Annotated in this window: 20 protein-coding genes; 3 read left to right on the top strand and 17 right to left on the bottom strand. The window is 68.7% G+C overall.

Going from position 1 to position 22,116, the window contains the following annotated elements; all coding sequences use genetic code 11:
* Window positions 1-27 precede the first annotated feature (27 nt).
* The 7 genes from ON31_RS15120 to ON31_RS15090 form a co-directional block, all read right to left on the bottom strand.
* Complete coding sequence (locus ON31_RS15120; protein ID WP_039814279.1) at window positions 28-1,113, bottom strand: S-(hydroxymethyl)mycothiol dehydrogenase; 1,086 nt, start codon at window positions 1,111-1,113, stop codon at window positions 28-30.
* 255 nt (window positions 1,114-1,368) lie between these two features.
* Window positions 1,369-2,589, bottom strand: coding sequence for an FAD-dependent oxidoreductase (locus tag ON31_RS15115; RefSeq protein ID WP_039814278.1), 1,221 nt, complete (start codon window positions 2,587-2,589; stop codon window positions 1,369-1,371).
* 125 nt (window positions 2,590-2,714) lie between these two features.
* Window positions 2,715-3,059 carry a hypothetical protein gene (locus tag ON31_RS15110; RefSeq protein ID WP_029927654.1) on the bottom strand — a complete coding sequence of 115 codons (345 nt, stop codon included), beginning with the start codon at window positions 3,057-3,059 and terminating at the stop codon, window positions 2,715-2,717.
* Window positions 3,052-3,354, bottom strand: coding sequence for a hypothetical protein (locus ON31_RS15105; RefSeq protein ID WP_029927653.1), 303 nt, complete (start codon window positions 3,352-3,354; stop codon window positions 3,052-3,054). The genes ON31_RS15110 and ON31_RS15105 overlap by 8 nt, the downstream gene beginning before the upstream one ends.
* A 108-nt stretch (window positions 3,355-3,462) precedes the next feature.
* A complete protein-coding gene (locus ON31_RS15100) occupies window positions 3,463-4,608 on the bottom strand; it encodes a serine hydrolase domain-containing protein (RefSeq protein ID WP_039814378.1) in 1,146 nt (381 codons plus the stop codon).
* Window positions 4,609-4,675: 67 nt separating this feature from the next.
* Window positions 4,676-5,779 (bottom strand): winged helix DNA-binding domain-containing protein, encoded by a 1,104-nt coding sequence (locus tag ON31_RS15095; protein WP_039814276.1) that lies wholly within the window; start codon window positions 5,777-5,779, stop codon window positions 4,676-4,678.
* A 100-nt stretch (window positions 5,780-5,879) separates the two neighbouring features.
* Window positions 5,880-7,043, bottom strand: coding sequence for a thiolase family protein (locus tag ON31_RS15090; protein ID WP_039814274.1), 1,164 nt, complete (start codon window positions 7,041-7,043; stop codon window positions 5,880-5,882).
* Between the two features lie 153 nt (window positions 7,044-7,196).
* Between ON31_RS15090 and ON31_RS15085 the strand changes: the two genes are divergently transcribed.
* Both ON31_RS15085 and ON31_RS15080 read left to right on the top strand, forming a co-directional pair.
* Complete coding sequence (locus tag ON31_RS15085) at window positions 7,197-7,784, top strand: HdeD family acid-resistance protein (protein ID WP_039814272.1); 588 nt, start codon at window positions 7,197-7,199, stop codon at window positions 7,782-7,784.
* Between the two features lie 78 nt (window positions 7,785-7,862).
* Window positions 7,863-9,488 carry an NAD(P)/FAD-dependent oxidoreductase gene (locus ON31_RS15080; protein WP_157533684.1) on the top strand — a complete coding sequence of 542 codons (1,626 nt, stop codon included), beginning with the start codon at window positions 7,863-7,865 and terminating at the stop codon, window positions 9,486-9,488.
* A gap of 35 nt (window positions 9,489-9,523) precedes the next feature.
* Here the strand turns inward: ON31_RS15080 and ON31_RS15075 are convergent, their stop codons facing one another.
* The 5 genes from ON31_RS15075 to ON31_RS15055 form a co-directional block, all read right to left on the bottom strand.
* Window positions 9,524-10,402 (bottom strand): phosphoribulokinase, encoded by an 879-nt coding sequence (locus ON31_RS15075; protein WP_029927640.1) that lies wholly within the window; start codon window positions 10,400-10,402, stop codon window positions 9,524-9,526.
* Window positions 10,403-10,454: 52 nt separating this feature from the next.
* The gene (locus ON31_RS15070; RefSeq protein ID WP_039814269.1) at window positions 10,455-11,525 is read right to left on the bottom strand and encodes a class 1 fructose-bisphosphatase; all 1,071 of its coding nucleotides are present in this window, start codon (window positions 11,523-11,525) and stop codon (window positions 10,455-10,457) included.
* 16 nt (window positions 11,526-11,541) lie between these two features.
* Window positions 11,542-12,495 (bottom strand): AAA family ATPase, encoded by a 954-nt coding sequence (locus tag ON31_RS15065; protein WP_081592466.1) that lies wholly within the window; start codon window positions 12,493-12,495, stop codon window positions 11,542-11,544.
* A gap of 131 nt (window positions 12,496-12,626) precedes the next feature.
* Window positions 12,627-13,049 (bottom strand): ribulose bisphosphate carboxylase small subunit, encoded by a 423-nt coding sequence (locus ON31_RS15060; protein ID WP_039814267.1) that lies wholly within the window; start codon window positions 13,047-13,049, stop codon window positions 12,627-12,629.
* A 23-nt stretch (window positions 13,050-13,072) separates the two neighbouring features.
* Window positions 13,073-14,515, bottom strand: coding sequence for a form I ribulose bisphosphate carboxylase large subunit (locus tag ON31_RS15055; protein ID WP_039814266.1), 1,443 nt, complete (start codon window positions 14,513-14,515; stop codon window positions 13,073-13,075).
* Window positions 14,516-14,639: 124 nt separating this feature from the next.
* Between ON31_RS15055 and ON31_RS15050 the strand changes: the two genes are divergently transcribed.
* On the top strand, window positions 14,640-15,560 hold the full coding sequence (locus ON31_RS15050; RefSeq protein ID WP_255222114.1) for a LysR family transcriptional regulator: 921 nt from the start codon (window positions 14,640-14,642) through the stop codon (window positions 15,558-15,560).
* Here ON31_RS15050 and ON31_RS15045 read toward each other — a convergent pair.
* The 5 genes from ON31_RS15045 to ON31_RS15025 all read right to left on the bottom strand — a co-directional run bounded on the left by ON31_RS15045 (window position 15,512) and on the right by ON31_RS15025 (window position 22,115).
* A complete protein-coding gene (locus ON31_RS15045) occupies window positions 15,512-18,070 on the bottom strand; it encodes an ABC transporter permease (protein WP_039814265.1) in 2,559 nt (852 codons plus the stop codon). The genes ON31_RS15050 and ON31_RS15045 overlap by 49 nt on opposite strands.
* Window positions 18,067-18,762: an ABC transporter ATP-binding protein gene (locus ON31_RS15040; RefSeq protein ID WP_039814264.1), complete on the bottom strand. Its 696-nt coding sequence runs from the start codon at window positions 18,760-18,762 to the stop codon at window positions 18,067-18,069. The genes ON31_RS15045 and ON31_RS15040 overlap by 4 nt, the downstream gene beginning before the upstream one ends.
* Entirely contained in the window at window positions 18,759-20,414 is a 1,656-nt protein-coding gene (locus tag ON31_RS34685; protein ID WP_051037275.1) for a class I SAM-dependent methyltransferase, read from the bottom strand. The genes ON31_RS15040 and ON31_RS34685 overlap by 4 nt, the downstream gene beginning before the upstream one ends.
* Window positions 20,415-20,475: 61 nt before the next feature.
* Window positions 20,476-21,405, bottom strand: coding sequence for a diacylglycerol/lipid kinase family protein (locus tag ON31_RS15030; protein WP_157533682.1), 930 nt, complete (start codon window positions 21,403-21,405; stop codon window positions 20,476-20,478).
* Window positions 21,390-22,115 carry an HAD family hydrolase gene (locus ON31_RS15025; RefSeq protein ID WP_081592464.1) on the bottom strand — a complete coding sequence of 242 codons (726 nt, stop codon included), beginning with the start codon at window positions 22,113-22,115 and terminating at the stop codon, window positions 21,390-21,392. The genes ON31_RS15030 and ON31_RS15025 overlap by 16 nt, the downstream gene beginning before the upstream one ends.
* Window position 22,116 lies beyond the last annotated feature (1 nt).

Below are 22,116 nucleotides of genomic sequence, written 5' to 3'. Positions count from 1 at the left end.
GACTTCGGTTCATCTGGCGGGCGCTGACTATGGGCGGACGACCGAGCGCAGCACGTCGCGTCGGCGCAGCTTCGACAGTGCCTGTTCGACGTCGCTCAATGAAATGGTTTCGGTGACAAAGGCGTCCAGATCGAGCAGGCCCTGTCGGTAGGAACTGATCAGGGCCGGGAAGTCTCGCGACGGGAGCGTATCGCCGTACCAGGCGGACTTGATCGAGCCGCTGCGGACACGTAGTTCGCGCAGTGGGATATCCAGCTGCTCGTCCGATTCAGGCAAGCCGAGCATGACCAGTGTCCCGGCCGGTCCGCGCGCGCGGAATGCCTGCTTCCAGGTCTCAGGTCGCGCGGTTGTGTCGATGACGACGTCCGCGCCCAGCCCGCCGGTCAGCGTGAGGACCTGTGCGACCACGTCGGTGACATTCGCATCGATGGTGTGTGTCGCCCCGAAGTTCTTCGCCCACTCCAGATGCCGTGGGGCAGGGTCGACGGCGATGATGGGGTCGGCTCCGGCCAGGCGGGCTCCGGCGATGGCCGCGGCACCGATGCCGTCGCAGCCGAACACCGCGACGGCGTCTCCGCGTTCGACCGCCCCGGTGTGCAAGGCAGCGCCGATGCCGGTGGCGATACCGCAGCCGAGCAGCGCGGCCGCCGCTGGATCGACGTCCGGGGCGATCTTCGTGCACTGCCCCGCATGCACGAGGGTTTTCTCGGCGAGGCCCCCGACGCCGAGGACCGGGGTGAGCGGGGTGCCGTCCGGGAGCGTCATCGGCCGTGCGGCTGTGTGCGGGGTCAGACAGTTCCACGGCTTGGCCTTGCGGCAGGCGCGACATTCGCCGCACACCGCTCGCCAATTCAGAATGACGAAGTCGCCCGGGCGCAGGTTCTCCACATCGTCGCCGACCTGCTCCACCACACCGGCTGCTTCGTGACCGAGCAGGTACGGGAAGTCGTCACCGACCCTGCCGTCCCGGTGGTTCAGGTCTGTTTCACACACCCCGCACGCTTGCACCGCCACTACAGCCTCGTGCGGACCCGGTTCCGGTATCTCGATCCGGGTCACCTCGACCGGCGCCTGTTTCGACCGTGCGATCACACCCTGCACCAGTTGCGCCACGGACGTACCTACCTTCCCGCATCCAGGCCACGGCACCGAAATTACTCGCGGTGCGGTGGACCCGCCGGAACGTGCCCTGCCAGCATAAACACGCCCACTGACAACACCCGGCCGCGACAAGCGCCATCCTTCGCCCAGCGATCCGCCCCACCAGGACGCCCTTCGGCCGCGGTTCACAGTTCCCCGTCCAGCCTCGCGGCCGCGACGGCGCCGTGCACGCTTTCGGGGATCGGCGCATCCGGCACTTGTCGAGGTTCAGGCCATCCGTGCGAATTCCGGCGCGCGTTCGGGCCGAATGCCGATTCCGCCGAAATACGCGGTGAGCCCGGCCAGTGCGGGCAGTCGGTCCAACAGGCGCAGGGGTGCGGGCAGGCCGTCGAGCGTCCCGTCCAGACAGGGGCGCAGCAGCATGTCGTGCTCACCCAACTGTTGCCGCTGGACGGCGGCGGTCGGCAGCCACCGTCGCTTCTGCACCTTGGCCAGATCCGTGGCGGTGAGCGTGCCGGAGCGCAGCGGGGCGGCGAGGATGCGGGCGGCGGCCACCGCGTCCTGTATCGCGAGGTTCACGCCCACGCCGCCGACCGGGGACATGGTGTGCGCGGCATCGCCGAGACACAGTAGGCCGTCGGTGTACCACCGGGACAGCCGACCCATGGTGACGCGCAGCAGTTTCACCTCGTCCCAGGATTCTATGGCCGCCACCGTCGCGTCGTCCCAGCCGAACAGTTCGACCAGTTCGCCGCGCAGCCACTCGATGCCCCGGGCGCGCAGCCGCGCGTCCGCGCCTTTCGGAATCAGATAGGAGGTCTGGTAGTAGTCGCCGCGATCCATGGTCACCGCCGCCCGCCCCGCCTCGAAGCGGGCGAATACCTGACCGTCGTGCCGGTCCCCCGCGCCCGCCGGAATGCGCAGCCACCAGACGTCCATGGGCACCTCGAAGGTGTCCTGCCGCAGACCCGCCGCGTCCCGCACCACTGAATCGCGCCCGTCGCAGGCGAGGACGAGATCGGCGCGCAGTTCCGTTGTGGAGCCGTCGGGCTCGTGCAGCCGGACGCCGGTGATCCGGTCGCCTTCGTGCAGCGTTCCGATCACCTCGGTCGCCATGCGAATGGTGAAAGACGGCTCCGCACACGCAGATTCGGCAAGTAGATTGAGGAAGTCCCACTGCGGCACCATGGCGATGTGCCGATGCGGCCCCGGAATCCGGGTGAAGTCGGCGGCCACCACGCTGCGGTCGCCGATGTGCATGCGCATCCGCTCCAGCTTGCGCTGCGGCAGTGCGGCGAACTTCTCCCCCAACCCCAGTTCGTCGAGCAGACGCAACGTCGACGGATGCACGGTGTCACCCCGGAAGTCCCGCAGAAAGTCACCGTGCTTCTCGATGACGGTCACCTGCACCCCGGCCCGCGCCAACAGCAGCCCCGCCATCATCCCCGCCGGTCCGCCGCCGACTACACAACATTGCGCGTATCCCATAGCCGCCCAACCCCTCTACGATTTCTACTACGATAAGTAGTAGTGCATTCGCCGACGGGGTTCAAGCGATCCGCGCTTCCTTCACCACGACGCCGGACGACTTCCCGGCGTACTGCTGATACCAGTCAGGATGCCTTGCGGCTGTCGTCGTTCTCGTGGTGGGCGATCACGGCGAGCAGTTCGCGTACCCAGGCGGGCCGCTGTTTGCCTACTCCGGCGGTGGCGATGTCGTTCTCGATCAGCGAGCGGATGTACGCCGACTGCGACATGCCCAGTGCGGTGGCGCGGGCCTTGCACGCTCGGTCCAGGTCGTAAGGCATTTTGATCGAACGGGGAACGAATACCGGTTCGGCATCGGGGCCGATGGTGATCCCCAACTCCTTCTCGGTTACGGTCTCGCCGGTGAGCTCGAGCCGGTCCTTGATCGCCGCCACCTCGGCGGGGCTCATCTCGTGGAACGGGTCAGTCATGGTGGGTCGCCTCCCAGCGTTCGAAGTCGGCGATCTGCTCTTCCGTGAGATAGGTCGCGTCGAAGATGTAGATGTCGCGGCCGGTGTGGCGGGCGTAGGCGGCGATGGCCCGGCCGTTGTCCGCGCGACCGGAGATGACGAAGGTGCGCAGCCCGGTCGCGGTGTCCGTGGCGAGCTCGAGCCGGACCCGCCGTGCGCCGGTCTGCCATGCGTTGACCATCTCGAACACCTCGTCGATGTCCACACCGGTCTTCGCCAGCAGCTGCGCCAACGCCCAGTACCACACGATCGCCACATCGGCAGACTACCGATAAGACTACCAGCACGGGCATGGATCGCGCTCGTGCGGACTACTGCGGTCGGTAGCGGTGTGTCGTGCGACGGCCCGCTACCGTCGTCCGCGTCAGGGGCACAGGGCGTGCGTCAGCAGGCCCATGGTGTCCTGGCGCTCTTCGATGACCTCGGTCATGGTGATGGTGACGGCGCGGCCCTCCGGAGTCGCGCCGGAGACCGTGATGAAACCGTAGATGCCGCCGGTGTGTCCGAAGTACTGTGTGCCGCAGGGTAGTTCGGCGACACCGATGCCGAGTCCGTAGTGGAAGGGGTCGTCGTCGGCGCGGGGTAGGCCGTCGAGCATTTCGCGGAGTTGGGCGTCGGCGACGATCTTTCCGGCCAGCAGGGCGGTGTAGAAGCGATTGAGGTCGTTGCCGGTGGAGACCAGGGCTCCGGCCGCCCACGGCACGGACGGCTCGATGCGGGTGACATCGGTGCGCACGCCGTCGACGGGGGCGTATCCGTGTGGATGCGGGCCCCGGATGTCCAGCTCGCCGGTGTCGGGCAGATAGGTGTCGGGCAGCTGCGCGGGGATGGTGATGCGCCGCGCCAGTTCCTCGGCGTAGGGCCGGCCCGTGAGCTTCTCGACGAGCATCCCGGCCACCAGATAGTTCGTATTGGTGTACTCGTATCGCTCACCGGGGGCGAACTGCGCCGGATTCCGCAGCGCGATGGCCACCTCCTCGGCGGGGGTGAACGTGCGCCCCTCCAGACCCGCCCGGTACTCGTCGATCTCCGGTTCGGAGCTGAATTCCGGTAGCCCACTGCGGTGCTGGAGCAGCTGGCGAACCGTGATGGCCTTGCCGTCCACGCCGTCGCCCACCAGGAGTCCGGGCAGGTAGGTGTCGACCGGCTCGTCGAGGCCCACCCGGCCCTCGGCCGCCAATTGCAGGATCAGTGCCGCCACGAAGGTCTTGGCGATACTGCCCACCCGCACCTGCTGCGGCGGCGCGAGCGGTATCGGCTCCCCCGTCTCCCGGTCGGCGACACCAGCGGTCAGGGTCACCGTCTGCCCGTTCTCGGTCAGTGTCGCGATCACCCCGGCGATCCCCGACCGCACCAACGCGTCGATATCGGCGCGCACCTGCTCCACCCGAGCAGGCGACACGGTCGTCGGCGGCCCGACCACGGTGGGTCCCGCGGCGGAATCCAACGCGGAGCAGGCGGCCACGGGCAGCAGCGCCAGCGCGACAGCGGCGATCGGCACGATTCTCATGTACCGACGGTAGAAAGCCGTACCGCCGCAGCGCATCCGGTATGAACCCTGAGAGTTCCCCGATCTTTCACGCGGAACGAATACCGGTCAGCGGCTGACCGGTGGCCCGAGCGATGTGCGGCAACTCGGCCTTCAGTTCGGGCAGCGGCGCATCGTCGAACATGGCGACCACGAGGTCGTCCGCGTCGGTCTCCCACGTTCCGGCGATGCGGCCGTTCACGAGCACGAGCGGGGCGATCCAACCGGCGGTGCGGCTCACCTTCGCCCGATGGTCCCCGGTCAGCAGTTCGGTGTCCTTGGTGCCGGGGCCGAGGACGTACTGGTCGAACGCGCCGAGCAGGCGAACGGATGCGGCAGGCGCGGTCGCCGCCAGTTCGTCGGCGTGTTCGGTGAGGATGAAGGCTTCTCGCCCCTGTATGTCGACCGTGGTGAGGCGGTCGCCGAGGTCGGAGAACCACTGCCGCAGAATGCCTTTGCGAATACTGCCACGGGACAGCCAGGCATCGAACGCCTCCGGCGTGCTCGGGCCGTACGCGCCGAGATACGCCGCGATGACCTCCGGAGCAGCGGCATCGGGTTCGGGAATGCCGGGCCAATCCGGAATCAGGCTCGCCGGATGGGTGAAGGTGACCGCATTGCCCTGTGCGGGTCCGTGGCACAGCGCGCCCTGCCAGGCCAGTGGCTTGAGCAGCGCGCCCCACCCCGAGCGCAGCTCCGCCGCCATGGACTGGAACCGCCGCTGCGCGGTGAGCGCCGCGACGAGTTCCTCGCGGGTCAGCACCGCCCCGTCGAGAATTCCGGAGACGGCCTCCACCAGCGCCGTCACGTCGTCGGGTGTGGCCCCGAAAGCCTTCTGCCAGGACGATTTCTCCCAGGTCCGCGCGGACGCCATCAGCGACAGCACGGCCGCCGCTGACGCGGGCGGCAGTGCGTGCAGGGTGCCCCGCATGGCCCACGTCTTCACCAGCGTGCCCTCGTCCAGCGCCCGCACCACCGCGCCCGGCTCCCCCGTCGATCGCCGCACCGCCACCGCGGTCTCGGCCGCGGAGGTGACCTGCGCCTGCACCCCGCACAGCCGCTGTGCGATCGCCACGACCCCGACCTCACCGCGCGGATCGACGAACTGCCGCCGCATCCGCCACGCGAACACCTGATCCCACGACACCCGCACCGCTTGTCCTCCTACCGCCGATCGAAGCGGCTCTCACCCTACGGCGATCGACCGACACCCAGGTGGACTCCGCTGCGGGACGGTGCCGATGCGGGAGCGCTCAGAGGCGTTCCACGACGGTGGCGTTGGCCAGCCCGCCCGCCTCGCACATGGTCATCAGCCCGTATCGCCCGCCGGTCTGTTCCAGGTGGTTGAGCATGGTGGCCAGGATCCGGGTGCCGGAGGCGCCCAGCGGGTGCCCGAGCGCGATCGCACCGCCGCGCGGATTCAGCTTGGCCGGGTCCGCGCCCAGTTCGTGCGCCCACACCAGCGGCACCGGCGCGAACGCCTCGTTGACCTCGTAGACGTCGATATCGTCGATGCTCAGGCCCGCCTTGGCGAGCGCCTTGCGGGTGGCGGGCACGACCGCGGTCAGCATGAGCAGCGGATCGTCCCCGGCCACGGCGAAGGAGTGGAAGCGGGCGCGCGGGGTGAGGCCGAGTATGTTCGCCTTCTCCTCGCTCATGATGAGCGTGGCCGACGCCCCATCGGTGAGCGGCGACGAATTGCCGGGTGTGATCGACCATTCGATCTCCGGGAACCGCGTCTGATACCGCTCGTCGACGAATGCGGGCCGCAGTCCGGCCAGCCCCTCGGGCGTGGTGGTGGCCCGGATGGTCTCGTCGGCGGTGAGCGTTCCGGCCGCGACGAGTTCCCGGTCGAAGCCGCCGGCGGCGGCGGTCTCGGCGGCCAGCCGGTGTGAGCGGGCGGCGAATTCGTCCAGGGCGGCCCGGTTCAGCTTCCAGCGGGCGGCGATCACCTCGGCCGAAATACCCTGCTGTACGAGCCCTTCCGGATACCGCCCGGCGATGGGTGCGTAGATGTCGATACCCTGGGTATTGGAGAACATTCGCACCCGCGACATGGATTCCACGCCGCAGGCGATGGCGATGTCGTAGGCACCGGCCAGCACGCCCTGGGCGGCGAAATGCGCGGCCTGCTGACTGGACCCGCACTGCCGGTCCACGGTGGTGGCGGGCACCGATTCCGGGAACCCGGCCGCGAGTAGTGCGATGCGGGAGATATTGCCCGCTTGCTCGCCCGACTGCGTGACGCAACCGCCGATCACATCATCGATCAGCGCCGGATCGATACCGGTGCGCTCGACGAGGCTTTCCAGCACGCCGGCCAGCAGGGTGGCCGGGGCGATATCCGAGAGGCCACCACCTGGTTTGCCCTTGCCGGACGGGGTGCGGACAGCGTCGACGATGACGGCCGAGGTCATGACTGCTCCTTCTTCGGTGCCGCCGGGAACAATGAGAATCCCGGTTAACTTCAGTTACTCTACCGCAGCAGGGGTGGGACTCCCGGTCACAACGGTCTTACAACACAAGGCAACCTCCCCGCTAATAGCCTCACCTGTGCTTATTCTGTCGCCATGACAACCAGCAAAGAGGAAGTGTCGGAGGGGCCGCTCAATATGCTGGCCCGTAGTGCCTGGCAGTGGATTCTGGTCACCGGCGTTCTCTCGGTGGCGCTCGGTATCATCATCCTCGTCTGGCCCGGGAAAACCCTGGTGGTCGCGGGTGTCCTCTTCGGTATTTATCTGATCGTCTCCGGTATTTTCCAGCTCATCGCCGCCTTCGGCGGGCATATCAGTACCGGGATGCGCATTCTGGCGTTCATCAGCGCCATTCTGTCGTTCATTCTGGGCTTCTTCTGTTTCCGCGATGAACTGAACGCGATCTGGCTGCTGGCCATCTGGATCGGCATCGGCTGGATATTCCGCGGCGTCACCGTGCTGGTCACGGCGATCGCGGCGGAAGGCATGCCGGGCCGAGGCTGGTCGATCTTCTTCGGCATCCTGCTCGCCATCGCCGGCGGCTGGCTCATCGCGGTGCCGTTCGCGTCGATCAGCGCACTGACGCTGGTGGTGGGCTGCTGGCTCATCGCCATCGGCATCATGGAGATCATCTCCGCGTTTCAGCTGAAGAGCGACGCCAAGGGACTTCCCCGGGAGCTCTAGCAAGCAGCGTTTTCACGTCCATTCCGGCGGCCGTATTCCTCGTGAGACGGCCGCCGGCCGATGTTCGGAGGTGCACGTGTGATCATTCGACGGCGAGATCTGTTGCGTACCACCGCTGTCGGCGGTGTGAGTCTGGCGCTCGGCAGCGTGCTCGGTGCCACCGTCGCGGGGCGGGAGCGCAATGCGGTGCTACTGGCCCCGACCAGAATCACCGACGCCCGGCTGGACCGGGCGCGGCTGGTCGCGCGGGACATCCTGGGCGTGGACGAGTCGGGCGCGAATCTGCGCACCCGCTACGGCCATCTGCTCTACGGCGGCGGCCCGGAGCCGACGGCGCAGCCCCTCGATATCGCGGTCGTTGGCGCGGGCGTCGCCGGTCTGGCCTCGGCCTGGGTGCTGGCCCAGGCCGGTCACCGGGTGGTGGTGCTGGAGGGTTCGGACCGCATCGGCGGCCGCATCCGCACACTGCGCGACGAATTCGCACGCACCGGCGGTCACGCCGAAGCGGGTGCCATGCGCATTCCCACCACCCACGCCCTGACCATCGGCATGCTGCGTCGACTGGAGTTGCCCACGCGGCCGTTCCTGCTCGGCCACCCCGAGCGCATGGTGCAGGCGGGCGGGCGGCTGTCGACCCGGGCGGAATACGATCGGGATCCCGCCACCATCGCCGCGGTCTTCGGCCTGGACGCGGTCCCCGGACGCGCCCTGCTCGACGACGCGCTGACGGCGGCGCGCATCGACGCCGGATCCGATGTCGAGGACTGGGCCCGCTTCCTGGCCCGCTACGACGAACTGTCGCTGCGGGATTGGCTCACCGCGCGGGGGTTGACCGACAACCAGATCGACTACGTGGGATCCACCGAGGGTCTGACGGCGCGCATGGGTCTGAGCCTGACCCACAACATGATGACCGCGACCTATCTGAAGCCGGGCACCGAACTCGTCGAACTGGTGGACGGCACCGATCGGCTGACCTCGGAGCTGGGTTTCGCGGCGGTGGCGGCCGGGGTGGACCTGCGCACCGGCGCGGAGGTCACCGCCATCGACGGCGGCGACGCCCGCGTGCGAGTGACCCACGGACCGGATGCGGCCGTGCTCGAGGCCGACCGCGTGGTGGTCACCGCACCGTTCTCGCTGCTGCGGCATCTGACCTTCCGTCCGCATCTGTCCTACGGCAAGCAGCGCGCCATCGCCGAACTGCACCACGACGCCGCCACCAAGACCTTCCTGGAGTTCTCCACCCGCTGGTGGGAAGGACACGGCGGGGTGGACGTCACCGATACCGCGCCACGGGTCACGGTGTACCCGTCGCATCCGGTCGGCGACGGCGGCGTGGTCATCGCCTCCTACACCTGGTCCGACGACGCCCGCGCCTGGGACGCGTTGACCCCGCAGCACCGCGCCGCCGAATGTCTGGACCACCTCGTCGAGCGCTACGGCGACCAGGTCCGCGCGGCCTGGACCGGCGGTTACGCCTCGCACTCGTGGGCGCAGGACCGCTGGGCGGGCGGTGAGGCCGCGGTGTACCTGCCCGGTCAGGCCGTGGAGATCGGACCCGACACTCGCACACCGGAAATGGACGGCCGGGTCGTCTTCGCCGGGGACGGCACCTCCACCCGCGGCCGTGCCTGGATCGAGGGTGCGCTGGAGAGCGCGGCCCGCGCCTGCGCGGACCTGGGCGTCACCGTGCGCCAGACCTGACGCACGCCGTGCGATCGTGCATCGAGTGCCGGGACCTACCGGGATCGCTTGGGTCGCTTGTCCATCAGCCGCAGGATGAGCGGGGTGAAGATGAGCTGCATGGCCAGATCCATCTTGCCGCCCGGCACCACGATGCAGTTCGGCCGCGACATGAACGAATCGTGCAGCATGGACAGCAGATACGGGAAGTCGATCACCTTGGGGTCGGCGAAGCGGATCACCACGAAGCTCTCGTCGGCGGTGGGTATCGTGCGTGCGGTGAACGGATTCGAGGTGTCCACCGTCGGCACCCGCTGGAAGTTCACGTAGGTCCGGGAGAATTGGGGACAGATGTACTTCACGTAGTCGGGCATGCGTCGCAGGATGGTGTCGATGATGGCTTCGCTGGAGTACCCGCGTTCGGTCTTGTCGCGGTGCACCTTCTGAATCCATTCCAGATTCACGATGGGCACCACGCCCACCAGCAGGTCGGTGTACCGGGCGACGTCGAGGGTGTCGGTGACGGCCGCCCCGTGCAGGCCCTCGTAGAACAGCAGGTCGCTGCCGGGCGGCAGTTCCTCCCACGGGGTGAAGGTGCCCGGTGGCTGCCCGTAGGGTTTGGCCTCGTTCTCGTCGTGCAGATAGCGGCGCACCATGCCGACGCCGGTCTCCCCGTAATCGCGGAACAGCGCCTCCAGTTCGGCGAGCAGGTTCGCTTCCGGACCGAAGTGTGAGAAGGACAGATTCCGCTGCTGTTCGGCCTCGGCCATGGCCATGCGCATCTCGTTGCGGTCGTAGCGGTGGAACGAATCCCCCTCCACGATCACCGCGTTGATCCCCTCACGGCGGAATATCTCCTGGAACGTCCGCGTGACGCTGGTCGTCCCGGCACCGGACGACCCGGTGATCGCGACCACGGGATGTTTGACCGACATGGAACCTCCTCGATTGCCGGACAACGGAATTGACCCCGATGGAGCGGCCCGGTCAGCGGCCCGCCGACCGGAACAGCGAGCGTGTTCCGAACAGCGAGGCGTCGAAGGACGGCCCCTCCTCGGGTTCGCGGTGGTAGCGCTCGATGCGCTCGACCTCGTTGCGGGAGCCGAAGATGAACGGGATGCGCTGGTGCAGCTCTTCCGGCCGCACCTCGAGCACCCGTTCATCGCCCGTGGTCGCCCGCCCTCCGGCCTGTTCGACGACGAAGGCGATCGGATTGGCGCCGTACAGCAGCGAGACCCGCGGCGGCCGCTTGCGGGTGTCGCGCGGGTACAGGTACACCCCACCGCGGGTGAGGATGTGGAAGATGTCGGCGACCAGCGAGGCCACCCATCGCATATTGAAGTCCCGCCCGCGCGGCCCGTCCACGCCTTCCAGGCATTCGTGCACGTACCGGCGCACCGGCCGCTCCCAGAATCGCTCGTTGGAGGCGTTGATGGCGAATCCGGCGGTGTCGTCGGGAATGCGCATGCGCGGATGGGTGAGCACGAACGCGCCGATCTCCCGGTCCAGGGTGAATCCGTCCACCCCGTCGCCGGTGGTGAGCACCAGCATGGTGGCGGGCCCGTACAGGGTGAACCCGGCGCACACCTGCTGTGCGCCGGGTTGCAGGAAGTCCGTGGCCGTCGGTTCGCGCCCGTCCTCGGGGGCGCGCAGCACGCTGAATATGGTTCCGACGGGCAGGTTCACATCGATATTGCTGGACCCGTCGAGTGGATCGAAGGCCAGCAGGTACTTGCCGCGCCGCACCTCGCTCGGCACCGTGTGCACACCGCTGAGCTGCTCGGAGACCAGCGCGGCCAGCGGTCCGGTCCACTGCGTCTCGGCCACCATCACGTCGTGGGCGATGGCGTCCATCTTGCGGTGCACCGTGATCGGCAGATTGTCGGCCTCGGCGGCCCCGAGCGAGCCCACGATGGCACCCCGGGTGACCCGATTGGCAATGATCTTGGTTGCCGTGGCCAGCACATTCACCAGGGCCGAGAACTCCCCGGAGGATCCGGGATGCCGGTGCTCCTGCTCGATGGTGTAGCGGGTGAGGGTTTTCAGTCCTTCGGGCACGGGCCCTCTCATTTCATCACGGGGACGGCCCTTCCTGCGGGGCGTCCGCGAATACACTGCTGCCGTAGACGTCACTGTCGATGAGGGTGATCAGGTCGTCCCGACCGACGGGACGGTGCAGTTCGACCAGCCGCTTGGCCTGGCGCAGGCGGCAGCGGTCCAGGGCATTGCGCACGCTGCGGGCATTGGCGAAACGCGGGCGCGCCATCCGTAGTTCGAGGTAGCGCGAGAACGCGGCCACGGCGGGCTCGTCGAAGCGGAAGTTCTCCTGTCGCACCATGAGCTGGGCGATGCTCAGCAGTTCCGCGTGGGTGTAATCCGGGAACTCGATGTGGTGGGCCACCCGGGAGGACAGGCCCGGATTGGCGGAGAAGAAGGTCTCCATCCGGTCCGGGTAGCCCGCGAAGATGACGACGAGGGTATTGCGCTCGTTCTCCATCTCCTGCAACAGGATCTCGATGACCTCCTGGCCGTAGTCGCGCTCGTTCTCCGGCCGGAACAGGTAGTACGCCTCGTCGATGAACAGCACGCCCCCGGCGGCCTTGGCGAGGGCCTCCTTGGTCTTGGGTGCGGTGTGCCCGATGAACTGGCCGACCAGATCGTCGCGGGTGACGGTGTGCACCTTGGGTTTCCGGATATAGCCCAGCGCGTGCAACATCTCGGCCATGCGCAGTGCGACGGTGGTCTTACCGGTGCCCGGCCCGCCGGTGAAACTCATGTGCATGGTGGGCCGGGTCGCCCAGAGGCCGAAGCGCTCACGAGCCCGGTCGATCAACAGCAGTGACGCGATCTCGCGCACCCGGAGTTTGACATTGGCGAGGCCGATGAGTTCGGCGTCCAGCCGGGCCAGGGTGTCTTCGACGTCCTTGCCCGCGATATCGGTGGACAGGTCGAGCACGGCGTCGTCGGCGAGCAGGTGGTCGGCCGCCGGATCCTCGGATCGAGGATCCGGCGCGGCCGAACCGCGCATCGGGCCGGGGCTCGTGACCCCGGGACGGTGCATCTGAAACCCGGTCGCCGGACGTTCGGATGCAGGCTTCCGAACGGGCGGCGCCGTGTGGCGATCTGTACTCACAATCGGCCTCCCGCAGAGTAGTACGGTCAGTCTCGATACCGCTCACCGGGTGGAGCCTCGGTGGCGTAGGAGCGAAAGCCATAGCGCTGCAACCGATCTCGATCCTCGGTGCGATCCAGCCGGAATCCCGGCTCGGTGGGTGGGCGCTGCACCAGGAAGCTCAGGGCGGTGGTCTGCCGCCCGTAGCCGGCGTCGTAGGCGTTCACACGAATGTAGTGGCGCGGGAAGGTGGCCCGGCAGGCGTTGATCTCCGCGAGCACCCCGTCGGGTTCGTCGAGATCGAACAGCGGCAGCCCCCACATCTCCCAGTAGCTGTTGCGGGGATGCGGATCGTCGGTGTACTCGATGGATACCGGCCAGTTCTCGAGCAGGGCGTAACGCACCTGGGCGGCGATCTCGGCATCGCTGAGTTCGGGCAGATGGGAGAAGGTGCCCTGACGCAGATACATTGCGACTCCTTGTCGTCGAGCGGTCAGCGACTGGCCGTGGGCACGGCGTCGGGCGCGTCGGTGGAGGTGTAGTCGAAGGTGACATCACCCCAGGTGGCCAGCGCCACCTCGAGCGGACGGCAGTGCTCGGCCGCCTGGCGCAGCACGTCCGGCCCCTCCTTCAACAGGTCGCGACCTTCGTTGCGCGCCTTAACGACCGCCTCCAGCGCGACCCGGTTGGCCTCCGCGCCCGCGGCGATGCCGAACGGGTGTCCGATGGTGCCGCCGCCGAACTGGAGGATCACGTCGTCGCCGAACAGGTCCAGCAACTGGTGCATCTGCCCCGCGTGGATGCCGCCGGAGGCCACCGGCATGACGCCGGGCAGACTGGCCCAATCCTGGTCGAAGAAGATGCCGTTGGTGGGATTGGCCGGAATGTAGTTGTCGCGCAAAGTGTCGTAGAAACCTCGCACCGTGTGCGGATCGCCCTCGAGCTTGCCGACGACGGTGCCCGCGTGCACATGGTCCACACCGATGAGGCGGCACCACTTGGCCAGCACCCGGAAGCTCACACCGTGGGTCTTCTGCCTGGTGAACGTGGAGTGTCCGGCGCGGTGCAGGTGCAGCAGCATCCCATTGCGGCGCGCCCACTTGGCCATGGACTGCATGGCGGTGTACCCCACGGTCAGGTCCATCATGATGATGACGCTGCCCAGGGATTTGGCGAACTCGGCCCGCTCGTACATGTCCTCCATGTCCGCGGCGGTCACATTGAGGTAGTGCCCCTTGAGTTCCCCGGTTTCGGCGATGGCGCGGTTGACGCCCTCCATGGCGAACAGATAGCGATCCCGCCACCGCATGAACGGCTGCGAGTTGATGTTCTCGTCGTCCTTGGTGAAATCGAGACCGCCCTTGCACGCTTCGTATACCACACGTCCGTAGTTACGGGCGGAGAGTCCGAGTTTCGGTTTCACGGTGGCGCCGAGCAGTGGCCGACCGTATTTGTTGAGATACTCCCGTTCCATAACGATTCCGTGCGCCGGACCCTGAAAGGTCTTGACATAGGCCACCGGAATGCGCATATCCTCCAGCCGCAACGCCTTGAGTGGTTTGAAGCCGAAAACATTGCCGATCACCGAGGAGGTGAGATTGGTGATCGACCCCTCCTCGAAGAGATCGAGATCGTAGGCCACATAGGCGAAGTACTCGCCGGGACGGCCGGGCACCTCGTCGACCTGGTAGCACTTGCCGCGGTACCGGTCGTGCGCGGTCAACCGATCGGTCCACACCACCGTCCAGGTGGCGGTGGAGGATTCGCCGGCGACGGCGGCGGACGCCTCGACGGGATCGACGCCCTGCTGCGGGGTCACCCGGAAGACGGCCAACACGTCGGTATCCTTGGGCTGATAGTCGGGAGCGTAGTATCCCATCGACGCATAGGACTGCACGCCCGGATCCCACCGGTCACGTTCTGGTGTGTCAGCCATTGTTCCTCCTGCTCGCGCCGGTGGTCGACTTGCGAATTCCAGGATGACGGCGGCGTTATCGACAAACAATTCGATTGTTTCTCGTCTCGCTCAACTATTTCGTCGAGTTTGCTACCGTCTGACGATGGGTACGGTCAGTGCGGTGCGGATGGAAACCTTTCTGGCCGTGGCGCGGCACAGCAGTATTCGCCGCGCCGCCGCGCAGCTGCACATCACCGAGGCCGCCGCATCGGCCGCCGTGGCGCACATCGAAAAGCAGTTGGGGGCCAAACTCATCGCCAAATCCGGTCGCGGCATCGCCCTCACCGAGGCGGGCCGCATCTACGCCGATTACTGCCGCAGCATCCTGGGCCTGATGAACGAGGCGCACGCGGCGGTGCAGCGGGCCGAGACCGGTCGGCTGCGCATCGGGGTGGTCGCCACCGCCGGGGAGTACGTGCTGCTGCGGCTGCTGGCGTCGTTCCGCACTCGTTATCCGGATGTCGAGGTGGGCTTGTCGATCCACCCGCGCGATGTGCTGTTCCTCGAATTGACCCATCACGAAACCGATCTCGTCATCGCGGGCAGGCCGCCCAGCGACGGCGGGCTGATCACCCGGGCACTGCGCCCGAGCCGGCTGGTCGTGGTGGGCGCGCCGGGACAGTTCACCGACCCGGCCACCGCGACCTGGCTGCTGCGCGGCAAGGGATCCGGCACCCGCGACACCACCCTCGCGCTGCTGGACCGCTTGGAGATCGCGCCGCCCACACTCACCCTGGGCACGCACGGCGCGGTACTGGCGGCGGCGCGAGAAGGGTTGGGCATCACCCTGATTCACAGCGATGCCATCGACAGCGACCTGGCCGAGGGCTCACTGCAACTGCTGGCGGTCGAGGGCACTCCCCTCGACCGCCCGTGGCATGCGGTCACCACCCGTACCCCCACCCCCACCGCCCGACTGTTCCTCGGGCACATCACCGATCCGAACGCGGTGGGGGCGGCGGCCTTTCGTCGCTGTCACTCCGACCGCAGTACCTCCACGGTCTCCAACCGTCCGGCCCGATAAGCCGGATAGAGGCTGGCCAGGGCCACCAGGGCGAGCACCGCCCCCGCGGTCACGAGCAGCGGACCGGTCACCACGCCCCAGGCGAGTTGGAACCCGTAGAACACCGGAGACGCGGTGGCCTGGAGATGGATCAGGCCCAGCCCCCCGGCGGTTGCGAAGGCGATGGTGAGCCCGGCCAGCAGCGCCGCCTGTGTCAGCACCACGGCGCGCTCGGTGCCCACGGTGCTGCCGATGGCCCGCAGGACCGCGCGCTCGCGCCGCCGCTGCACCAGGGCGAGGACGAACACATTGAGCACGCTGATGCCCGCCGTGATCATCATGACGTAGCCGCTGATGGTGAACGGTTCGAAGAAGCGGGTGATGGCGCGTTCACCGGTCGTCCGCCAGGTGTCGTCGTCGTAGACCGACAGCCCCGCACCCAGTGCGAGGTAGTCCTCGCGGTGGGCGGCCGCGTCGGCGGCGGAGTCGTATCGGACGATCACCTGGTCCCGTACCGCCGCCCAGGTTCGTTCAGCCGTGGCCGCCGAGACCAGCACGATATCGCCGAGTGTGGAGTCGTTGATCACGCGCGGTCGGAACAGTCCGGCCACCCGGAATTCCTTGCGTCCCTGCGGGGTCGGCAACGCCACCGTGTCGCCGACGCCGACGCCGAGGTGTCCGGCCGCCACGTCGCTCAGTCCGATCTCCCCCGCGTTCATGCCGCGCCACAGCGCTCGCGCGTCGGTGACGGTGTCGACCGCGGCCTCGGCGTACCAGCCGCCCGGGTCCACCCCGACCACGATGCGCGGTTCGGTGGCGGACGGGATCATGGCCGTCCACCGGGAGGCGATCTCCCGCCCGCCCGCGGCCCGTTCGATCAGCTCGAAGGTGGCGGGCGCTATGCGTCCGCGCCGCTGGTCCAGGATGGCCTGCGGCGCGATGACGAGGGCGTCGGAAAGCCGCTGCGCCTTCTGCTCGGCCACCTGATCGGCCGCGAGCCGCTGTACGCTGGCGGAGCCGACCGCCAGGCTGGTGCCCACGGTCATGACGGCCACGGTGGTGGCGAACAGGGTGGCGTAGCGGCGGATGTCGGCGGCCACGAGCCGTCCGGTGCGCGGGTGGCGGCGGGCCAGCACGTCGGTCAGGCCGGTGGCGATGCGCGGTGTGGCCCAGAGGGTGACGGCCGCGACCCCGGCCAGTCCGAGGAACAGCCCGCTGCTGCCCAGATTCAGGTCCACCAGGCCGCGTTGGAAGCGTTCCAGCAGGGCCACCGCCCCCGCGATGGTGATCAGGCCGAGGATGAGCACCCACAACCGAATCCGGCGGCCGCCGCGCACCACGCCGAAGCTCGACATGGCCGCCAGCGGCCCGTCGCGGACCAGTCGCCAGGCCGGTCCGGCCATGGCCAGCACCCCGCACAGCACGCCCGCGCCGAGGCCGAGGCCGATCAGCCCGGGACTCCATCCGACGGCGATCTCGGCCCCGGAACCGTCGAGCATGGTGCGGCCGAAACGGTCGATGAGGAAGTCGCCCAGCAGATATCCGCTGGGCACGGCGAGCAGTCCGCCGATCGCCCCGATGACCGCGCCTTCGCCGAGGAATCCGGCCAGCAGTGAGCGTGGTGTCGCACCGATCGCGCCGATGGTGCCCATGACCGCTCGGCGCTCCTCGATGCTGAGCAGAATCGTATTGACGGCGATCAGAATGCCCACCAGGATCCCGCTCAGCGCCGTCAGGTTCAGGCTCTGCTTCGCGCCCGCGTAGACCACCGGGAGCTGTGGCCGCGGCGGTCCCGCGGTGGCCACGTCCGCCACGATGCGATCCACCTCGGCGGCGATGTCCGCACCCGGTGCGGGCAGCACGAACGCCGCCGTCACGAATCCGCTGCCGCCCAGCAGATCCGCGGCGCTGTCGGTGTCGGGGGCGAAGAGCACATGGCCGCCGTTGATGCCGGCCACCCGATCGAATTCGGGAAAGGTCCAGCCCAGGTGTGCGCTGCCCGCGGGCTGGCCGGGAATGCGCACCTCGTCGCCGAGGCGCAGTCCGAGCCGGTCGGCGACCACGGCGGGTATCTCGAACGGCACCCCGGGCCCGTCGGCGGGGCGTTCGGTGCGCGCTCGCTGCTCGCAGTCGAACGGCCCCACCAGTAGCTCGATGGTGCACGGCGCACCCATGACGAAGAACCCGTGCCGCGTACCGCCCACCTCGAGCGGAGCCATGCCCGCGACGAACGGCACCACGGCCTCCGCCTCCGGGATCTCCGAACGCAGGCGCTGCACCACCGCCACCGGCAGCCGCCCGGCGACGGTGGGTGTCACCTGGATGGCGCGATCCCCGGCGTAGGCGGTGAGCGACGGTCCGAAGGCGTCGAAGGGCCGGGTCACCTCGCGCTGCAACTGCACCATTCCCAGCACCAGCGTGACCCCGAGCGCCACCCCTACGACGCTGGAAATCGTTCTGCGCCAGTCGAAGATCAGTGCGGTGAGATGGACCCGGCGGAAGCGGGCCCAGCCCGCCCCGACCCGCCTCACCGGTCCGGCTCCAGCGCCCGCTCGTCGGCCCGCCCGTCCACCAGGCCGATATGGCGGGTGCCGTAGGGCGAGGCCGCCGGATCATGGGTGACCACGATGACGGCGGTCTCGTTCTCCTCGGCGAGTTCGCGCAGCAGCGACAGGACCGCGTCGGAGGATGTGGAGTCGAGATTGCCGGTCGGTTCGTCGGCCAGCAGCAGCGCGGGCCGCGCCACCATGGCCCGCGCCACCGACACCCGCTGCATCTGACCGCCGGACAGCTCACCGGGCCGGTGCCGGGCACGGTCTCCCAGACCCACCCGCTCCAGCAGTTCCCGGGCGCGGGCATCCGCGGTACGCGCCGGGACGCCGTCGAGAACCAGTGGTAGCGAGACATTCTCGACCGCGTCGAGCATGGGCACCAGATTGAAGAACTGGAAGACGAAGCCGAGGCTGCGGCGGCGGAAGGCCGAGCGCGCGGTGGCGCTCAATGCCCAGATGTCCTCCCCCCGCACGGTGACCGTGCCGCTGTCGGGGGCGTCGAGCCCGCCCGCCACATGCAGCAGCGTGGATTTGCCCGCGCCGGACGGGCCGGTGACGATCACGAACTCCCCCGCCGACACCGTGAGGTCCAGGTCGCGCAGCGCGTGCACCCGCTCCTCACCGCGCAGGTACGACTTCGATACCGCGCTCAGTTCCAGCAGCGCCGTCATGCCGGGGCTGCTTCCGTCGCGGGGCGCACCCGCAACAGCAGCTGATGTCCGTTGCGAATGGTCTGCACCGGTTCCAGTCCGGCCCCGGCGACCAGTTCCAGCACCTGATCGGCGGTGAAATTGCTGGTGATGGTGTTGGTTCCGACGAACCGCTCGATGAGCCGGTCCTTCCACGGCACCCCGGGACTGGTCAGCACCGACAGCGACAGTTCCCCGTCGTCGGCCAGCAGCGTGGCCATATGCTTCAGCGCGAGCTGCGGCTCCGGGAAGACATGCAGCGCACCGTAGCAGCCCAGGGCGCGCACCGAACCCGGTTCCAGTCCGAGCGTGTTCACGTCCTGGATCAGCGATACCGCCCCGGGCACCCGCCGGAAGCGTTTGGCGTTCTTGCGCAACATATCCGGGGACAGGTCCACGAACAGCAGCGGCGGCAGCGTGCGCACCCTGGCCGAGCGGATGGCGAAGGTGGTGAGGCTGCCGTCGCCGACGCCGATATCCACGAAGGCCGCGCCCCGTTCGGCGGCGGCCGCCAACTGTCCGCCGTAGAAGCGCCCGAGCACGCCGAGTTTGCCGCTCCAGACGATCCAGAACACCAGCGTGGCCACGATCGGATACGCCTTGGAGTAGATACGGTAGGCGAATCGCACTTTCTCGCTGGCGATTTCGCGACCGGTGTAGGTGTCGGCGGTGGCATCGGCGTAGAGCCGCAGGCGGGTGTCGACCGGGCGCAGGCCGACCTCGCCCGCGGCGGTGACCAGTGCGCCGGTGTCGTCCTCGCGCAGTGGTTCCCGGGTGATGGGATGGACGAACGGCGGCAGCGCGGCCAGCGCGGAATGATCGGCAGCGGTCCCGGTCAGCCCGTAGTAGTCACGCACCAGCCGCGCGTACAGGCCCGCGGGCAGCAGGCGACGCGCCCAGAACGAGGATCGCACGTCCCGGCCCACCCGGTAGACGGCGCGCGGCCGTCGCCGGGTCAGGGCGCGCAGCACGGCCGCGGCCACCACCACCGGATCCTGGCCGTTCGCCAGGTGTTCGGCAGTGCGGCGGGCCACTTCGGCGCTGACGGCCCGGTACACGCTCAGCTCGTCACCCCCATGCCGCGCCGCGGCGAGAATACCGGTGCGGGTCCATCCGGGAATCAGCGTCACCACCTCGATTCCGAAGGGAGCGGCCTCCATGCGCAGTGCCTCGCCGAGCTTCTCCACCGCCGCCTTGCTGGCCGAGTACCATCCGCCGAACGGCTGTGCGACCCCGGCCGCGCCGGAACCCACCACCACGATCCGGCCGCTGCCCTGCCGACGCAGCACAGGCAGTACCGCCCGCGCCACCCGCGCGGTGCCGATGGCGTTCACGTCCAGCAGGGCGGCGGCCTCGGTCGGTGTGGTCTCCTCCACGGCACCGGCGAGTCCGTATCCGGCGCAGGCGATCACCGCGCGCACGGTGCGGTGCCGTTCCACGGCGTCGTCCACCCACAGCCGCACCGCGTCCTCGTCGCGCACATCGACGGCCGCGATCGGGAACGGTGACCGCTCGGGCACCTCGACATCCGCGCCCACGACGCGGAATCCGCACTCGGACAGCAGTTTCCCGGTGGCCAGGCCGATGCCCGAGCCCGCGCCGGTGATGAGCACCACGCCGGGTTGTTCTTTCATATCGCTCGTACTCCTTCTGTTCGACTGGGCGGCTGTCGAATCGCTCGCTGGCGACTCGCGTTCAGGCGCACACCAGCAGCGCCCGGGGCAGCACTTCGAGGGTCGCGCCCTCCACGACGGTGATCTCGCCGTCGAGTTCGAGCGGGCTGGGATATTCGGGACGCAGATCCACCCGGGCCGACCGTTCGCAGCGCGCCAGGGCGGAAGCGCGGAAGCGCCCGCGGTACAGGCCCGCGATGAGGCGCAGTACGGCGGGCCGGGAGGCCGCCGACCAGATGTTCACGTCGAACCGCCCGTCATCGGCGGTGACCCCGGTGTCGTAGCGCATTCCACCGGCGAAGTGCACGGACTTGAGCACGCTCACGGTGGTGACGGGCGCGTGCTGTCGCCACCCCTCGCCCCGGATATCCACGCGCAGCGGGTCGAAGGTGGCGATCGTACGCAGCGCGGTGTAGGCGATGGCCGCATCGGTGTTGCGGGGTTTGAGCCACGCGGTGAGCCCGCCCGCCGTATTGAAATGGTGATTGCCCGCCGCGACCAGGCCCATACTGGCGTTGAGCAGGAAGTAACGGATCCGGCGGGTGCCGTCCGGCAGCAGCATGGTGGCCTTGCCGACATCCACGCTGCGGGCCCGCCCGAGGTCGATGCGCGCGGGCACCCCGGCCAGCATCCGGTCCGCGGCGGCGGGTTTGTGAAAGTCGTTGGAACTGCCCAAACCGATGGCCCCCAGCGCGATGCGGGGATCGCGCGGCCGGTCGACGGCCGGATCCATGAGCGCGTTGAGCACCAGCCCGACCGTGCCGTCCCCGCCCGCGGCGATCACCGCGTCGTGTCCGGCGTCGACGGCGGCGCGCACCGCCTTCTCCGCCTCGGCCGCCGAGTCCGGTGTGGCCGTGTCGATATCGGGTCGACGCTCGAACAGCGCCTGTCGCACGTGCGGCCACCGGGTGGCGGCTCCGCCCTTGGCGGTGGGATTCACGACGAGAAACACGAGTCCTCCGGTAGTCCGAGCCAGTCGGTGAGGCCGTGCCAATCACCGCTGGTGACGAGTGCGTTGTCGGTGCCGCCGTGCAGCAGGTACACCGGAATGCCGAGCGCGGTGGCGGGCGGATCCTTGACCGGGTCGTTGCCCACCATGACGCACTGCTCTCCCGTGACGCCGAGCAGTTCCAGCAGTTCGCCGTAGTACTCGACGCGCGGTTTGGCCCGCCGCATGCTCTCCCCGCTACAGATGTGCGAGAAGACCGCGGGATCGATGCCGCCCCACCGCAATCGGTCCACGACGGTGCTGTGCGGCCACAGCGGATTGGTCGCCACCACCTGCCGCACCCCGCGTTCGGCGAGCAGTTCCACCAGTACCCGCGCCGCCGGTACCGGACGGAAGCAACGCCGCAGCCGGGGTAGCCCGGTGGCGGCCAGGGCACGGAAACGGCGGTCGGCCTCGGGCACCGAGACGGCCGCCCGCTCGGCGAGCAGGCGCACCAGCAGGTCGTGGTTGGTGAGCTCACCGTCGTTGCGCCGCACCTGATCCAAGGTGGCGCGCAGCATGGGCAGGAATCGGTGCGGCGGCAGCACATCCCGGAAGGCGGCGGCGGCCACCAACGGCATGAGCACTCCGAAGGTCCGCTGCCGCAGCCCGACCAGAGTGCCGTCCAGATCCCACAGCACCGTGGTCACCCCCGGGCGTCCCGGTAGCGGCATG

The organism is Nocardia otitidiscaviarum NBRC 14405, from assembly GCF_000308635.1.
GTDB lineage: Bacteria > Actinomycetota > Actinomycetes > Mycobacteriales > Mycobacteriaceae > Nocardia > Nocardia otitidiscaviarum.
The sequence above is the reverse complement of the archived record's forward strand: the minus strand, read 5'-3'. Positions and strand labels throughout refer to the sequence as shown.

Bases quoted from the DNA above. Each gene is read 5' to 3' on its own strand.
- ON31_RS15115 (WP_039814278.1), bottom strand. From the start codon at position 2,589: ATGGGATACGCGCAATGTTGTGTAGTCGGCGGCGGACCGGCGGGGATG.
- ON31_RS15110 (WP_029927654.1), bottom strand. From the start codon at position 3,059: ATGACTGACCCGTTCCACGAGATGAGCCCCGCCGAGGTGGCGGCGATC.
- ON31_RS15100 (WP_039814378.1), bottom strand. From the start codon at position 4,608: ATGAGAATCGTGCCGATCGCCGCTGTCGCGCTGGCGCTGCTGCCCGTG.
- ON31_RS15090 (WP_039814274.1), bottom strand. From the start codon at position 7,043: ATGACCTCGGCCGTCATCGTCGACGCTGTCCGCACCCCGTCCGGCAAG.
- ON31_RS15085 (WP_039814272.1), top strand. From the start codon at position 7,197: ATGACAACCAGCAAAGAGGAAGTGTCGGAGGGGCCGCTCAATATGCTG.
- ON31_RS15075 (WP_029927640.1), bottom strand. From the start codon at position 10,402: ATGTCGGTCAAACATCCCGTGGTCGCGATCACCGGGTCGTCCGGTGCC.
- ON31_RS15065 (WP_081592466.1), bottom strand. From the start codon at position 12,495: ATGCGCGGTTCGGCCGCGCCGGATCCTCGATCCGAGGATCCGGCGGCC.
- ON31_RS15060 (WP_039814267.1), bottom strand. From the start codon at position 13,049: ATGTATCTGCGTCAGGGCACCTTCTCCCATCTGCCCGAACTCAGCGAT.
- ON31_RS15055 (WP_039814266.1), bottom strand. From the start codon at position 14,515: ATGGCTGACACACCAGAACGTGACCGGTGGGATCCGGGCGTGCAGTCC.
- ON31_RS15050 (WP_255222114.1), top strand. From the start codon at position 14,640: ATGGGTACGGTCAGTGCGGTGCGGATGGAAACCTTTCTGGCCGTGGCG.
- ON31_RS15040 (WP_039814264.1), bottom strand. From the start codon at position 18,762: ATGACGGCGCTGCTGGAACTGAGCGCGGTATCGAAGTCGTACCTGCGC.
- ON31_RS34685 (WP_051037275.1), bottom strand. From the start codon at position 20,414: ATGAAAGAACAACCCGGCGTGGTGCTCATCACCGGCGCGGGCTCGGGC.
- ON31_RS15025 (WP_081592464.1), bottom strand. From the start codon at position 22,115: ATGCCGCTACCGGGACGCCCGGGGGTGACCACGGTGCTGTGGGATCTG.